The 14,739-nt window shown below is 32.2% G+C and carries 13 protein-coding genes and 1 tRNA gene; 2 read left to right on the top strand and 12 right to left on the bottom strand.

Translation table 11 applies throughout. The features are described from left to right. Positions 1 to 29 precede the first annotated feature (29 nt). The 9 genes from LG651_RS14305 to LG651_RS14265 all read right to left on the bottom strand — a co-directional run bounded on the left by LG651_RS14305 (position 30) and on the right by LG651_RS14265 (position 9,726). Positions 30 to 599 (bottom strand): hypothetical protein, encoded by a 570-nt coding sequence (locus LG651_RS14305; RefSeq protein WP_226696790.1) that lies wholly within the window; start codon positions 597 to 599, stop codon positions 30 to 32. A 136-nt stretch (positions 600 to 735) separates the two neighbouring features. Next, positions 736 to 2,892 (bottom strand): methylmalonyl-CoA mutase, encoded by a 2,157-nt coding sequence (scpA, locus tag LG651_RS14300; RefSeq protein WP_226696789.1) that lies wholly within the window; start codon positions 2,890 to 2,892, stop codon positions 736 to 738. Between the two features lie 8 nt (positions 2,893 to 2,900). Then, positions 2,901 to 3,557: a hypothetical protein gene (locus LG651_RS14295; protein ID WP_226696788.1), complete on the bottom strand. Its 657-nt coding sequence runs from the start codon at positions 3,555 to 3,557 to the stop codon at positions 2,901 to 2,903. Beyond that, on the bottom strand, positions 3,547 to 4,905 hold the full coding sequence (locus tag LG651_RS14290) for a methylmalonyl-CoA mutase subunit beta (protein ID WP_226696787.1): 1,359 nt from the start codon (positions 4,903 to 4,905) through the stop codon (positions 3,547 to 3,549). The genes LG651_RS14295 and LG651_RS14290 overlap by 11 nt, the downstream gene beginning before the upstream one ends. 2 nt (positions 4,906 to 4,907) lie before the next feature. After that, a complete protein-coding gene (locus LG651_RS14285; protein ID WP_226544492.1) occupies positions 4,908 to 5,222 on the bottom strand; it encodes an FtsB family cell division protein in 315 nt (104 codons plus the stop codon). A gap of 7 nt (positions 5,223 to 5,229) precedes the next feature. Beyond that, positions 5,230 to 5,835 (bottom strand): uridine kinase, encoded by a 606-nt coding sequence (udk, locus tag LG651_RS14280; RefSeq protein WP_226696786.1) that lies wholly within the window; start codon positions 5,833 to 5,835, stop codon positions 5,230 to 5,232. Positions 5,836 to 5,896: 61 nt separating this feature from the next. Then, complete coding sequence (locus LG651_RS14275; RefSeq protein WP_226696785.1) at positions 5,897 to 6,304, bottom strand: c-type cytochrome; 408 nt, start codon at positions 6,302 to 6,304, stop codon at positions 5,897 to 5,899. A 3-nt stretch (positions 6,305 to 6,307) separates the two neighbouring features. After that, positions 6,308 to 7,429, bottom strand: a complete 1,122-nt coding sequence (locus tag LG651_RS14270) for a PQQ-dependent sugar dehydrogenase (protein ID WP_226696784.1) — start codon at positions 7,427 to 7,429, stop codon at positions 6,308 to 6,310. Between the two features lie 2 nt (positions 7,430 to 7,431). After that, positions 7,432 to 9,726, bottom strand: a complete 2,295-nt coding sequence (locus LG651_RS14265; RefSeq protein WP_226696783.1) for a TonB-dependent receptor domain-containing protein — start codon at positions 9,724 to 9,726, stop codon at positions 7,432 to 7,434. A 325-nt stretch (positions 9,727 to 10,051) separates the two neighbouring features. Here LG651_RS14265 and LG651_RS14260 point away from each other — a divergent pair. Together LG651_RS14260 and LG651_RS14255 are read left to right on the top strand one after the other, a co-directional pair. Next, positions 10,052 to 10,126: transfer RNA gene (locus LG651_RS14260), tRNA-Pro, on the top strand. A 287-nt stretch (positions 10,127 to 10,413) separates the two neighbouring features. Continuing rightward, positions 10,414 to 10,896: a hypothetical protein gene (locus tag LG651_RS14255; protein WP_226696782.1), complete on the top strand. Its 483-nt coding sequence runs from the start codon at positions 10,414 to 10,416 to the stop codon at positions 10,894 to 10,896. Between the two features lie 21 nt (positions 10,897 to 10,917). Here the strand turns inward: LG651_RS14255 and LG651_RS14250 are convergent, their stop codons facing one another. The 3 genes from LG651_RS14250 to LG651_RS14240 form a co-directional block, all read right to left on the bottom strand. Then, positions 10,918 to 11,151: a DUF6095 family protein gene (locus LG651_RS14250; protein ID WP_226696781.1), complete on the bottom strand. Its 234-nt coding sequence runs from the start codon at positions 11,149 to 11,151 to the stop codon at positions 10,918 to 10,920. Further along, positions 11,138 to 11,959 carry an N-acetylmuramic acid 6-phosphate etherase gene (gene murQ, locus LG651_RS14245; RefSeq protein ID WP_226696780.1) on the bottom strand — a complete coding sequence of 274 codons (822 nt, stop codon included), beginning with the start codon at positions 11,957 to 11,959 and terminating at the stop codon, positions 11,138 to 11,140. Before murQ ends, LG651_RS14250 begins: the two co-directional genes overlap by 14 nt. Before the next feature lie 98 nt (positions 11,960 to 12,057). Then, positions 12,058 to 14,268, bottom strand: a complete 2,211-nt coding sequence (locus tag LG651_RS14240; RefSeq protein ID WP_226696779.1) for an NADP-dependent isocitrate dehydrogenase — start codon at positions 14,266 to 14,268, stop codon at positions 12,058 to 12,060. Between the last annotated feature and the right edge of the window lie 471 nt (positions 14,269 to 14,739).

Below are 14,739 nucleotides of genomic sequence, written 5' to 3'. Positions count from 1 at the left end.
TAAAAAAATGATATTTAGAGATTTAATCTTTAAATATTATCGGAAACTATATTTTTAAAGGCGCCAATTACTTTTATTGAATCTGAAACTTTGTTTGTATAATCTTTATAGGCGGTAAATTCAAAAGTTCCCGATACCATTGCTATCTTACCAAAAAGGCCAAATTCTAATTCGGTTATAGATAGATTTCCGGATGGTGTGTTGTTAAAAGTAGAAGTATAGTATAATTGGTTATCTACAATCTTGTCTGAATCTTCAGGATTAGTTATGCTATAGCTTGCTGCAAATGTTGACAAGTTGTAAGTGTTTTTTGCAAAGGGATAATCGAAAATAAACGAATTAAATTGTATGGTTTCGATATATCCAGATTCTAAAACTCTTTCGGCTTTAAATTCTTTTGGCTGCACTAAATTTTCACTAGAAATTAAAGTTATCTCGTCTGCGGTAAATGTTATTTTTGAGCCATTTATAATGGCAATTAATTCTCCTTCTTCTGGTGATAAACTAGAAGGATCGATAGAAGTGGAATTGTCATCATGAGTACTACAACTTAAAAAAGTAGTAATTAAGAGTATTAAGAACTGAACTAACTTTTTCATTGAGATTTAAACTGTTAAAAACACAGATTAAAATTAATCTTTAAACAGTAGGAAATCAATACTCAATTTGAGTAAATGTTAATAGAACAATAAAAAAAAGTTGATGTTCTGGCTGAATTTAAAACGAATCAATTAATTAATAATCAATCAAAATTTCTAAAAGTTGAATGGCCGTATCGCTAATTTTTGTACCTGGGCCAAAAACCGCTACAACGCCAGCATCAAATAAAAATTGATAATCTTGTTTCGGAATAACACCACCAGCAATAACCATAATATCGTCACGTCCGTTTTTTTTAAGCGCTTCAATAACCTGCGGAAGTAAGGTTTTATGCGCTCCTGCTAAACTAGAAATTCCTAAAATATGAACATCGTTTTCTACAGCTTGTTTGGCGACTTCATTTGGTGTTTGAAACAACGGACTAATATCAACATCAAAACCCATATCGGCATAACTTGTGGCCACTACTTTGGCGCCTCTGTCGTGGCCATCTTGCCCCATTTTAGAAATCATGATACGTGGACGTCTGCCTTCCTGTTCGGCAAAACTATCTGCTAAAACTTGTGCTTTTTTAAAACTACTATCGTCTTTTATTTCTTTACTGTACACGCCCGAAAATGGTTTTATCTCGGCTTTGTAACGTCCAAAGGCCACTTCAAGTGCATCACTTATTTCGCCTAATGTAGCACGTGCTCTTGCAGCAATAACGGCTAAAGCTAGTAAATTAGAATCTGGATTATAACCAGCCGATTTTGTTGTTGAATTTACAAAATTATTTGCTGCTGCAGTTAAATTATTTAAAGCTTCTTGCACCAGTTTTTCATCTCGTGAACCCTTAATTTTTTGTAAACGTTCTAATTGTTGTTGTCTTACTTTTTGGTTATCAACTTCCAAAATATCTAAAGACGATTCAGGTTGAGTTTGATATTTATTTACACCTACAATTATATCTTTACCAGAATCTATTCGTGCTTGTTTTTTTGTTGCAGCTTCCTCAATACGTCGTTTAGGAATACCTGTTTCAAGTGCTTTGGTCATGCCGCCTAAGCTTTCAATTTCTTCAATATGCTTCCAAGCTTGTTTAGCAATATCGTTAGTGAGTGTTTCAACAAAATAACTACCTGCCCAAGGGTCTACGCTTTTAGTAATTCCGGTTTCTTCTTGTAAATATATTTGTGTGTTACGTGCTATTTTAGCCGTATAATCGGTTGGGAGTGCAATGGCTTCATCTAATGCATTTGTGTGTAAACTTTGCGTGCCACCAAATACAGCGGCTGTAGCTTCAATAGTAGTTCTGGCTACATTATTGTAAGGGTTTTGCTCTGTTAAACTCCAGCCACTAGTTTGGCAATGAGCGCGTAGAGTCAAAGATTTAGGATGTTTTGGATTAAATTGTTTTACAATTTTTGCCCATAACATTCTGGCAGCTCTCATTTTAGCAATTTCCATAAAATGATTCATTCCAATTCCCCAAAAAAAGGAAAGTCTTGGAGCAAATTCATCTATATTTAAGCCTACTTCAAGTCCTTTTCTAATATATTCTAATCCATCGGCTAGGGTATAGGCTAATTCTATTTCGCAGGTTGCTCCGGCTTCTTGAATATGATATCCAGAAATACTGATGCTGTTAAATTTTGGCATGAATTTGCTGGTATATTCAAAAATATCTGAAATAATTTTCATTGATGGTTTTGGCGGATAAATATAGGTGTTGCGCACCATAAATTCCTTTAAAATATCGTTTTGAATGGTGCCAGATAATTTCTCAGGCTTAACACCTTGTTCTTCTGCAGAAACAATATAAAAGGCTAGTATAGGAAGAACAGCACCATTCATGGTCATTGATACTGAAATTTTATCGAGCGGAATGTTGTTGAATAATATTTTCATATCTTCAACAGTGTCAATAGCCACTCCAGCTTTACCAACATCGCCAACCACACGATAATGGTCGGAATCGTAGCCTCTATGCGTAGCCAAATCAAAAGCAACCGATAAGCCTTTTTGACCAGCTTTTAAACTATTTAGGTAAAATGCATTACTATCTTCTGCAGTGCTAAAACCTGCATATTGCCTAATAGTCCATGGTTTTTTTACATACATGGTGCTGTATGGACCACGTAAATATGGAGGAATTCCAGCAGCAAAATTTATATGCTCTAAACCTTCAATATCTTTATGTGAATATAAAGACTTAACCTCGATGTCTTCGGCGGTTTTAAATACAGACGAATCGATATTTTCCTTTATAATTTCGGAGTTTAATGTTATATGTTGAAGGTTTTTTCTCAAAAAAAAAATTAGTGTTTGTTTGGTATTGGTAATTTTTGGTTTTCTTGCGTTTTTGGTGTTAACGAGTCTGTGTTTTTAAATGTTATGTTAGTAAAATCTTCATTATACATTTTGGCATAATACATATCGAAGGCTACATAGGCAGACAAGAGTTTATCTGAATTTAAAAATTTATAGCGACTCATTAAAGGTGTGCCAAAAAGTTTTGGAGACATACTATTAGTTTCAATTAAAGCATTTAACGTGGTTCTTAAATTTGTATCTTTTATTCCAGAAGATATACATTTTAATAAGTTACTGTTGTAATTTAAGTTGCTATTTTCTGTTAACTGCCATAAATCTTCATCTTGTTTTAATACATTTAATATTTCTAAAGTATGTGGTGTAATTATTTCTGAAAAGGGAACATTTCCATACAAGCTATTTCTTAGAAATTGCGAGTAAGCTACAGGTAAAGATGGGGTTTTTCTGTTTTTGTTATAATGATTATAAATATCTTGCTCGAAGGCGTAAACCGCTTCACTAAATAGTCTTTCGTTTATGGTAGGGCAATTAAAAACCAACGGTTTATCTGCAAATTTATAATTTTTAAATTCTGGTTTTTCTTTACAGTTAATTAGTAAAATAGATAAAACTAGTGTTAAAAATGTAATTTTAGTTTTCATAATTTAATCGTGATTTTTCAAAGTTTTCGGTAATACGTTTTTCAATTATGGGTTCTATTAAAGTTTTTCTTGGTTTGGTTTTAACAAACGGATAAATTTCTATGTTGTTCTTTATGTTATGTTCGTTGGCTTCATATTTGTTAGTGCCAACAATAATAAGTTGGTTGTTTTTAAATTGTTGTTCTTCCTTTAGGGCACTTTCTTTTATTTTACGTTGTATAGTTCCTGTTTTTAATTGTTTTAAAAAGCCGCCGTTTTTTTCAATATTTTTAAATAAATCAAGCGCTTTTTCTGCCAATTGCTGGGTTATTGTTTCAATATAATAAGCACCGTCTGTTGGGTTATTTACTTTGTTAAAATAACTTTCATGTTTTAAAATTAATAATTGATTTCTTGCTATTTGGGTACTAAACGCATTTGTTTTTTTATAAATAGCATCAAACGGAAGATTAAAAATAGTATTTGCTCCACCAAGTATAGCGCTCATACATTCTGTAGTGGTTCGGGTAATATTATTTTCTTTATCCAATAGCGTTTTATTTCGTTTGGTTGGTATTGCTATAATATTACATTTTGATTTTATGTTGTAAGCTTTTGCAAGTGAATCCCAAAGTAATCTTAAGGCTTTTAACTTAGCAATTTCAAAAAAGTAGTTGGAACCAATTGCGACCTTAAAATTAGGTATAATATGAGTTAGGTTTTTACCAGCAATTTCTAATTGGTTAATGTATTCGTTAGCATGTGCTAAAGCATAGGCTAATTGCTGCACCATATTAGCACCCGAATTTTGGTACAAAGTTGAGTTAACTGTTATACTATTTATGTATGTGTAACTGTTTAAAAATGATGAAAAATCGTGGTTTAAATTTTTATACCAATTCCCTGTTTCTGCTAAATTATTAATGATATCTGTATGAACAAAAACGTTAGTATTTAAAGGAATTGATTTTAAATAAGCTTCTGATGAAAATTTTAAGTTCAGGTGTATTTCAACTAAATTTAAATCTATATTTTGTAGCAGTTCTGTTATTAAAACTTCATCTGAAGCAATAGTGAAAGCAATACTTTCTGCGCCATTTTCAATAGCTGTAATAGCATTTAAGTTAGATTTTTTAGTATCTGCAACAAAAATATTTTGCCCTATTTTCCATTCTGAAGCTTTGGTGTTGTGAAGTGGAGGTGGTGTTTTAAAATCATCAGCATGATAAAAGGGTTTAACTAAAATATCTTCATTAGTTTTCCATACCAAGGCATCGTTATAATCTTCACCTTGTAAATCAAACTGAATTTTTTGTTTCCACTGTTTGGCTGAAACAGCATTAAAATCGTTAAACAACTTTTGGCTCATTGTTATTCGGTTTTAAGGCTGTCTTCGTATTCTATAATAAATATTTCTTCGTTTTCGCGTTTCATGTAATATTCTTCGCGAGCAAATTTTTCTAAGCCTTCGTCTGTACTTAATTCTTTTAAGGCTTTTTTATCTTTTTCAATTTCTTTTCTGTAATACTCTTTTTCTTTTTCTAAATTTTCAATATCTGTATTTAATTCATGATGAATAAGCCACGAGTTAGCATCGAAAAAAAACATCCAAACCGCAAAAATAACCAGTATAAGTATAAACCAATTTTTAAATGGTTTTAGGTATTTATTTTTGAAGGTTTTCATTGTACTATTACAGTTTGTCGTTAATTATAGTTTTTACAATATCTATAGCAACAGTATTGTAGTGGTTGTTAGGTATTATAATATCTGCATACTCTTTCATGGGCTCAATAAATTGCGAGTGCATGGGTTTTAATGTGGTTTTATATCGGTTTAAAACCTCGTCTAAATCACGTCCGCGCTCTGTAATATCTCGTCTTAAACGTCTAATTAAGCGTTCGTCGCTATCGGCATGTACAAATATTTTAATATCGAACATTTTACGCAATTCGGGGTTACTTAATACCAAAATACCTTCAACAATCATTACTTTTCTTGGTAATGTATGAATAGTATCGCCAGTTCTATTATGTTTAACGAACGAATACACAGGTTGGTCTATGGCATTACCTTTTTTTAATTCGGTTAGGTGCTCTTCAATTAAATCAAAATCTATAGATCTTGGATGATCGAAGTTTATTTTAACACGCTCGTCGAACGATAGGTGAGACGTATCTTTATAATAAGAATCTTGTGATAATATACCAACTTCGCCTTCTGGAAGCTCTTTTAAAAGTTGATTTACCACCGTTGTTTTACCACAACCTGTACCGCCTGCAATACCAATAACTAACATAAAAAGTAATTTTTTTAGGTTACAAAGTTAACTATTTGCTAAGCTAAAGCTAAAAAGAATTTTACTTTTTAATATTAGAAACCTCTGTTTCTGTAATTATTTTTTTATTCTCGTTACCCCAACTATTGGTAATATAGTTCATAACATCGGCTACTTCTTTATCGCTTAAGCCCATAGGAGCCATCATGCCTTTGTACGTGTTTCCGTTTACTTCAATGGTGCCACTAAGGCCATATTTAATAGCTTTAATGCTGGCTTCTCTGTTTTGCATTAAATAATCAGATTTTGCTAAAGGCGGAAATGCACGTTTCACACCTTCGCCGTTAGCCATGTGACAAGTCATGCAGAAATCTTGATAAACAGATTCACCACGTTTTACAATTTCTTCGAGTTTTTTATCTTGTGCTTGTAAATTGTTAATAGACAGAACTGAAATTAGAATTACTATAAAAATTGAAGTTGATTTCATATTTTATTTTTTAGGAACTATTTTAACTATGCCATAATTTTCGATGCCTACGTAAATGTATCCATCAGGAGCTTGAACTACATTTCTAACTCTGCCTAAACCTTCAAATAGTTTTTCACGCTTAACAACTTTATCATTTTTCAATATTAAGCGCTCTAAATACATAAACTTTAAAGAGCCAACCAAAATGTTATCTTTCCAGTCTGGATATATTTCTGAAGTTACAAAAGCCATTCCGCTTGGTGCTATAGAAGGCACCCAGTAAAAAAGTGGTTGTTCCATGCCTTTTTTTACTGTAATATCTGTAAAAGATGTGCCACTATAATTTACACCATACGAAATTACAGGCCAACCAAAGTTAGCTCCTTTTTTAATAATATTAATCTCATCTCCACCTTTTGGACCGTGTTCATGTACCCAAATTGCTCCGGTATAAGGATGTTTTATCATGCCTTGCGGATTACGATGCCCGTAGCTATAAATAGCTGTTTTTGCATTTTTTGTGCTTACAAAAGGGTTGTCTTTAGGGATAGAACCATCATCATTTAATCTGTAAATTTTGCCACCATCTCTTGTTATATCTTGAGGGTTTACATCACGCTGTCCGCGTTCTCCCACAGAAAAATATAAATAACCGTCATTATCAAAAGCTATGCGTGACCCAAAGTGTTGGCCACGAGTTGTGTTTGGTGTGGCTTTGTATAAAAGTTCTTTTTCTACTAAAGTGTTATTTTTAATTTTTGCGCGCATAAGCGCTGTGTTACCGCCGCTGTCTTCACCTTCGGGTGATGCATATGTAAAATAAATCCAGCCATTATTTTTATAATTTGGGTGAGCTTCTATATCTAAAAATCCGCCTTGACCACGAACATATATTTCGGGTAAACCAGAGATTGAAGTTGTTTTTCCGTTTTTGTATTGAATTAACTCACCAGATTTTTCGGTTATTAAAATACTTCCGTCTGGTAAAAATGCCATTCCCCAAGGGTTAAATAAATCCGGAACAATTAATTCTGTAGTGTAATTAATATTAGTGGGCGTTTCGGCAATAATTTCGGTTTCTTTTTGTTGAGCACAGGCCAAACAAGTTATGAACGTAATGAGTATTAAGCTGAGTTTTTTCATAATTAAAATTGATATTTTAAGTTGGCACCGCAAAAATAATTTACGGGATTGCCTGGGTAGTAATATCTTGGTGCGCTTGCGCCAAAACCTGTGGCATTTATTAAAATTTGTGATGCATATTTTGTATTAAAAATATTATTTATGCCAGCAAAAATATCGGTTTTAAGTTTTTTGCCTAATGCTTTTTTAAAACCAATTTTACTATGCGATAGGTTGTAATTTTTTGAATAAAGCGTGTTTGCATCGGTTACTGGTATTTTGCCAACATGTTGAAAATTGATGTTTCCGTATATTCCAAGCATACTATTAAAATCTACAATAAAGTTAAACATATTCTTTGGAACACCGGTTACTTCATTTCCAGAATAATCGTTTTCATCATCTATAAAATCTTTAAACTTATAGTAGTTTAAACTAAAATTTGAGGTTGTTGCAATTTGAATTTGTGAATTTGAAATAAGTTGATAATTCAAATTAAGTTCTAGGCCATTATGTTGTGTTTTTCCGGCGTTTATACCAATATATTCATCTTCAGAAGTTCGGCGTGCAACCAGTAAATTTTTAACTTGTAAACTGTAAATGGATGTGTTTAATTGAAGCTTATTTTTAAAAAAGGAATGTCGAGTTCCAATTTCGTAGTTCCAAGCGGTTTCAGGTTTTAGGTCGTTATTTATTTGTCCGTTTGGTAATAAGGTTTCAGATAGTGTTATTGGTGAAAAACCGTGACTTAAACTTGCATAAACAGATGTGTTTTTATGAAATTGATGCGTAATACCCAATTTTGGAGAAATAATGGTTTTATAATTAAATGAGCCCGATTGGTCTAGGTTTTCGTTTGAAGCTGGAAAATTATCCTCTAAATTATACCAAGTCTGATTCAAATTAATGCCAAAGTTTAACACTGTATCATCGTTTAAATTTTGGTTGGCTTCAAAAAAAAGATTGAAATAGCTACGATTTTCTTTAAAATTTGAAAGTTCTTCACCTTTTACACTGCCGGTGTTAGGCGGAAAATCTTCATATAAATTTTCAAAAGTTTTGTAAGCGTAATTATCTGTAAACAATTCTATTCCAGTAGTCCATTTTAAGGTGTTTTTAAACAATTTTGTGTTACCCATGGTTCGTGTTCTTATACCAAAGGCTACATTGTCATCGGTTAAAATATTAAAAGGTCTGGGTTCGTAATTGTTTTTAAATGAAGTAAATACACTTGTAATTTGTTTTGTGTTTTTTGAAAATAGATGCTCCCAAGACAACCCGAAGACACCTCGGTTAAAATCTTCAAGACCTTGTGAAGCTTCCCATGTAAATGCAGCACTCGTTGGGGTGTTTAAATAGCTATCTTCATCAATCGAGCTTGGTATAAAGGCTTTTAAATCAACATAACTCATTAAAAAATGTAATTCGTTATTCGGGTTTATGTAGTGGTTTGCATTTAAGGTAAGTGTTTGTCTGTTATAGTTATTATTATCGCGGTAGCCATCATGTTCTGTATAACTGTAAATAGCATTTATACCAGTTTTGGTGGTGTTGGTGTTTAATTGAACCAAGTTTTTAAACAAGCCAAAAGAACCGAAAGTAAATGTGTTTGAAAGCGTACTAGACTTAAAATTTGACGATTTTGGGTTTAATTGAATTAATCCTCCCAGACCAGCACCATAAATACTAGAAACGGCACCTTTGGTAATTTGTAAACTACTAATGCTGCCAAGTTCAAAATCTTCAATATTAGTTTCGCCGCTACCGTTAGTTAGTGGTATATCTTTAAAATAGGCTCTAATTTTTGATGTGCCATATTGATTTCTAGCACCTATACCTCGAATAGATATTTTGTTTGTATTTAACGAGCCAGTTTGCATAAAAACACCGGGCGTTCTGTTTAAAACTGAAACAAAATTAATGTTGTTTGAGCGTTCAATATCTTGAGGTGTAATAATGTTGATTGCCGCCGAGGTTAGCTTTAAACTTTGCGGAATTAAATTACTGTTTACAATAACTTCGTTTAATTCTGAAGGATTTATATTGAGTTTTACAACCTTTTTTTTAAATGTAGATACCTTAATAGTTACAGGTAAATACCCCGACTTTTTAAAAGTATATAAACCTAAAGAGGTTAATTGAAAGTTTCCATTTATATCTGAAGTTATTGAGTTTCCTTCTTGAGTTTTTATTATTTCAGCGAAAGCTATAGCTGCGTTTGTTTCGGCATCAATAATTTTTCCATTTATGGTATTTTGAGTGTAGCCAAATAAACCTGAAAAAAGTAATAAGTAGAGTAGTCTTTTTGTTAATTTCAATGCCAATTTTATTTATTAGCATAAAGGTAGTAATTAAATTAGGGTTTAGTAAAAGTGAAATAGAACTTAATATTACCTGAAGTATATAATTTAAAATACATTTTAAAAAATAAGATTCTTGGATGGCGTATTTTGAATTAATTCGAAAGCATTGAAATATATTAATAAGTATTACGACAAATCTTAGCTGGTTTTTATTAGTGAGATTATTTCCATTAAATTAATGCCAACTAAATTTTGTAATTATAATAAATAACTTATATTTGCACCCCGTAATAATAAAAGGGCTTTAATTATAATTATTAAGACTACTTTTTTTATTCTTCGGGGTGTAGCGTAGCCCGGTTATCGCGCCGCGTTTGGGACGCGGAGGTCGCAGGTTCGAATCCTGCCACCCCGACAAAAAAAAGCCAGAAACATAAGTTTCTGGCTTTTTTATTTTAAAGCACATTTAAGCTATTTTAAGTTTATTTTCGAATTGTTCATTAATTTGTACGGCGTCAGTTATTCCAAAAGAGTAAACATAATGTTGTTAAACAATTCTTTCAAGTAATGTTCGGTAAGCTTAATAATCGTTTTGTTAAAACCTAACATTAGTTTAGAAATAAGTATTAAAATCTGTAAGGAGTTTTAAATATCAAGACTAACTATGGAATATTTTTATTATTTTAAACGAAAATTCTTTGCATGCAAGTAATTCTAAACGCTTCGATAAACACTTTAAAGAAATCTGAAACCTTATTATCGCAGCTATCTAACGAAGAATTAACTAATATTTCCATTGGCCCATATTATTCTAGTATTGGGTCTCATTTAAGACATATCTTCGATTTTTACAATTGTATTTTTTGTGAAGAAAAAGGAGTGATTGATTTAACTTCGAGAGAACGAAATACAAAGGTGGAATCTTGCTGTTTAACAGCTTCAGAACATTTAACTTATATTGTAAATAAGCTGAGTGATTTTAATACCGAAAATAAAAATATTGTTGTAATTGATGATTTAGGCACCGGTAAAACAAAAATAAATTATACAATTGAAGCGTTGTTTGCCCAAGCCAACAGCCACACCATTCATCATTACGCTATAATTAATTATATTATAGATCAATTAGGTATTAAGGTAAACGATTCCGAGTTTGGCTACAATCCGTCTACACCAAAAGGTTAGATTTTAAAATAGGGAAGCGGGTTATTTCTTTTTAAAAATACTACTCATTATAGTATTTATTCCGCGAAAAGCCAAAATAACAGCCATAGCACAAATTAGGCAACCAACAATTAGCATAGGCATATATAGTGGTTTTTCTTTATTATTTAAAGCCATGTGCATAAAGGTTGGACCAATAAAAAAACTAAATAAGGAAAAAACCATTATTTTAATGCCTTTAAATAGCGTTTTTTTGTCTGTTTTATTGTTTTCCATTATTGTAGTTTTGAATAGCTAACCTAACGTTTTTATATTTTTGAAGCAGTTGTTTTGCTTCGGTTTCTGGTAAATTAAGTTCGCTCATTATCATTTTTGTACCTCGGTTAACCAATTTATTATTACTAAGTTGCATATCGACCATTTTATTGCCTTTTATACGTCCTAGTTTAATCATCGATGAGGTGGTAATCATGTTTAATACCAATTTTTGAGCGGTTCCAGCTTTCATTCTTGAACTTCCAGTAACAAATTCAGGACCAACAATAACTTCAATAGGAAATTGAGCAGCCTGAGATAATGGGCTGTTAAGGTTACATGAAATACTACCTGTTACAATGTTATTGGCATTACAATTTTCTAAAGCAGAAATCACATAAGGTGTTGTTCCAGATGCTGCAATACCTATAACGATGTCTTTCGACGAAATTTCAAACTTTTTTAAATCTTCCCAACCTTGGTTTGTAGAATCCTCGGCATTTTCAACAGCATTTCTAATGGCATTGTCGCCTCCAGCAATAATTCCTATTACTAGTTCGGGAGAAACACCAAAAGTTGGAGGGCATTCCGAAGCATCTAAAATCCCTAAACGTCCACTCGTGCCTGCACCAATGTAAAATAAACGACCGCCATTACTTAATTTAGAAACAACTTGGTCTACAAGCATTTCAATTTGAGGTAAGGCTTTTTCAACAGCTAAAGGCACTGTTTTATCTTCGTTATTAATATTTTCGAGCAATTCTCTGGTGTTCATCTTTTCAAGATGATTGTATTTAGAATCTTGCTCGGTAGTTTTAATAAAACTCATATGCTTAAAAATAACAAATTTTAATAAGTACAAAACATTATTAAAATTTGTTATCTGAAATAAGTAAAAAAAGCTCCTGATAAATAGGAGCTTAATTTTTAATTAATAATATTGTTAAATGTTGCGCTTGGTCGCATTACTTCTTGAATTAAATCGGTGTTTGGTTCGTAATAGCCACCAATAGTAGCTGGTTTTCCTTGTATGTCATTAAGTTCGTTAACAATGTTTTGCTCGTTCGCTGCTAATTTTTCAGCTATTGGAGTAAATTCTTCTTTTAAGGCAGAATCTTCTGTTTGATTTGCTAATTCTTGTGCCCAATATAACGCTAAGTAAAAATGACTTCCTCTATTGTCTAATTCTCCAGCTTTTCTTGATGGTCCTTTTTTGTTTTCTAATAACTTTTCTGTGGCGTCATCTAAAGTTTTTCCTAAAACTTTCGCTTTCGCATTGTTGTTCACTTCACTAAAATGTTCTAGAGAAACTGCTAAGGCTAAAAATTCCCCTAATGAGTCCCAACGTAAGTGGTTTTCTTCTAATAACTGTTGTACGTGCTTTGGAGCAGAACCACCTGCACCAGTTTCAAATAAACCTCCACCATTCATTAATGGTACAATAGATAACATTTTTGCACTAGTACCCACTTCTAAAATTGGGAATAAGTCGGTTAAATAATCACGTAAAACGTTTCCAGATACGGAAATAGTATCTTCACCTGCTTTTAATCTTTCACAAGTAAATAAAGTTGCTTCTACTGGAGATAGAATTCTTAAATCTAATCCTTCAGTATCATGGTCTTTTAAATAAAGATTTACTTTTTTAATTAACTCTGCATCATGAGCTCTGTTTTCGTCTAACCAGAATACAGCAGGAGTTTGAGAGGCTCTTGCACGAGTTACAGCAAGTTTTACCCAGTCTTGAATTGGAGCGTCTTTTGTTTGACACATTCTCCAGATATCGCCAGCATTAACATCGTGTTGCATTAACACATTACCTTTAGCATCAATAACTTTAACAACACCATTCGATTCAATTTCAAAAGTTTTATCGTGAGATCCGTATTCTTCAGCTTTTTGAGCCATTAATCCAACATTAGGAACAGTTCCCATTGTTGTAGGGTCGAAAGCACCATTCTTTTTACAGAAATCTATAGTTGCGGCGTAAACACCAGCATAACTGCTATCTGGAATTACGGCTTTGGTATCTTGTAATTTTCCTTCAGCATTCCACATTTGTCCCGATGTACGAATCATTGCAGGCATAGATGCATCGATAATTACATCACTTGGCACGTGTAAATTGGTAATACCTTTATCAGAATTTACCATGGCCAATCCTGGTCCATTTTTATAAACAGCTTCAATATCTGCTTCAATTTCAGCTTTTTTAGCTTCAGGAAGATCGTTAATTTTTTCAATTAGGTTTCCAAAACCAGAATTTACGTTTACACCAACACTTTCTAATGCTTCACCATGTTTTTCAAAAATATCTTTGAAGAAAATTTTAACTGCGTGTCCAAAAATAATTGGGTCACTTACTTTCATCATGGTAGCTTTCATGTGTAATGAAAACAATACACCTTGTTCTTTAGCGTCTGCTACTTGCTCTTCAAAAAAGCTAATTAAAGCCTTTTTGCGCATTACAGTACTATCTATAATTTCACCTTTTAATAATGCGAAGCTATCTTTTAAAACCGTAGTATTACCTTTTTCATCGGTATGTTCTATAGTTACGCTTGTTGCTTCTGGAATAGTTACCGAAACTTCGTTGTGAGCAAAATCATTATCGCTCATTGTAGCAACGTGTGTTTTAGAATCGCTTTTCCATTCACCCATAGAATGCGGATTCTTTTTAGCAAAGTTTTTAACGGATTTTGGAGCGCGTCTGTCACTATTACCTTCACGTAATACTGGGTTTACAGCACTACCTTTAATTTTATCGTAACGCGATTTTATTTCTTTTTCTGTATCGTTTGTAGGTTCATCTGGATAGCTAGGAATTGCGAATCCTTGAGATTGTAATTCGCTAATAGCTCCTTTAAGTTGTGGTATAGATGCACTAATATTTGGTAATTTTATAATATTAGCTTCAGGCTTTTTTGCTAATTCTCCTAAAATGGCTAAATCATCAGGAACTTGTTGGTCTTCATTTAAATAATCAGGAAAAACAGCTAAAATTCTTGCAGCTAATGAAATATCTTTGGTTTCAATTTCAATACCAGAAGATTTTACAAAGGCTTGTACAATAGGTAAAAAAGATTGTGTAGCTAAAGCTGGAGCTTCATCTGTTTTTGTGTAAATTATTTTCGACATCAATTTATAGTTTTTGTATAGTTTATTTTGTTTAAAAAAAACAGTAATTAAGTGATTAGTTTTTAGCGATGCGAATATACAAAAATTGAGAGCTAATTTATGTGCAAATTGGTAGGAAAAAGTATAGAAACTTGTTATTTTGAACAAATTTCTAACAAATGTTAAATGAAATTGATAAAAACAGTGTAATTGATTATAAAACAAAAGCCATATCACTTAAGAACTTAATCTTCTTTGATATGGCTTTTTTGAAATAACACCTGACTTCTTAGCATTTTACTAAATTTAATTTAAAATATTCATTTAAATTATTTCAGCCTTCAGTTATCTCAAACGAAATAAGCTTGTAATTTTCAAAATGTATTGACTTATTACTAAACTTATTTCAGTTAATTGCTTTTTTCTTGCTTTTAACTCCAAATTGCGCTTTCGCGTTTACTAGGTTTAAGCATTATTTTACTGGTTGTTTTT

This window comes from Neotamlana sargassicola (assembly GCF_020523965.1).
Taxonomy (GTDB): Bacteria; Bacteroidota; Bacteroidia; order Flavobacteriales; family Flavobacteriaceae; genus Neotamlana; species Neotamlana sargassicola.
Note: the sequence above shows the minus strand (reverse complement) of the source record. Positions and strands in the feature narration are given on the sequence as shown.

Bases quoted from the DNA above. Each gene is read 5' to 3' on its own strand.
- LG651_RS14290 (WP_226696787.1), bottom strand. From the start codon at position 4,905: ATGAGCCAAAAGTTGTTTAACGATTTTAATGCTGTTTCAGCCAAACAG.
- murQ (WP_226696780.1), bottom strand. From the start codon at position 11,959: ATGAGTTTTATTAAAACTACCGAGCAAGATTCTAAATACAATCATCTT.
- udk (WP_226696786.1), bottom strand. From the start codon at position 5,835: ATGTTAGTTATTGGTATTGCAGGCGGTACAGGTTGTGGTAAAACAACG.
- LG651_RS14270 (WP_226696784.1), bottom strand. From the start codon at position 7,429: ATGAAAAAACTCAGCTTAATACTCATTACGTTCATAACTTGTTTGGCC.
- LG651_RS14305 (WP_226696790.1), bottom strand. From the start codon at position 599: ATGAAAAAGTTAGTTCAGTTCTTAATACTCTTAATTACTACTTTTTTA.
- LG651_RS14275 (WP_226696785.1), bottom strand. From the start codon at position 6,304: ATGAAATCAACTTCAATTTTTATAGTAATTCTAATTTCAGTTCTGTCT.
- LG651_RS14295 (WP_226696788.1), bottom strand. From the start codon at position 3,557: ATGAAAACTAAAATTACATTTTTAACACTAGTTTTATCTATTTTACTA.
- LG651_RS14255 (WP_226696782.1), top strand. From the start codon at position 10,414: ATGCAAGTAATTCTAAACGCTTCGATAAACACTTTAAAGAAATCTGAA.
- LG651_RS14285 (WP_226544492.1), bottom strand. From the start codon at position 5,222: ATGAAAACCTTCAAAAATAAATACCTAAAACCATTTAAAAATTGGTTT.
- LG651_RS14240 (WP_226696779.1), bottom strand. From the start codon at position 14,268: ATGTCGAAAATAATTTACACAAAAACAGATGAAGCTCCAGCTTTAGCT.
- LG651_RS14250 (WP_226696781.1), bottom strand. From the start codon at position 11,151: ATGGAAAACAATAAAACAGACAAAAAAACGCTATTTAAAGGCATTAAA.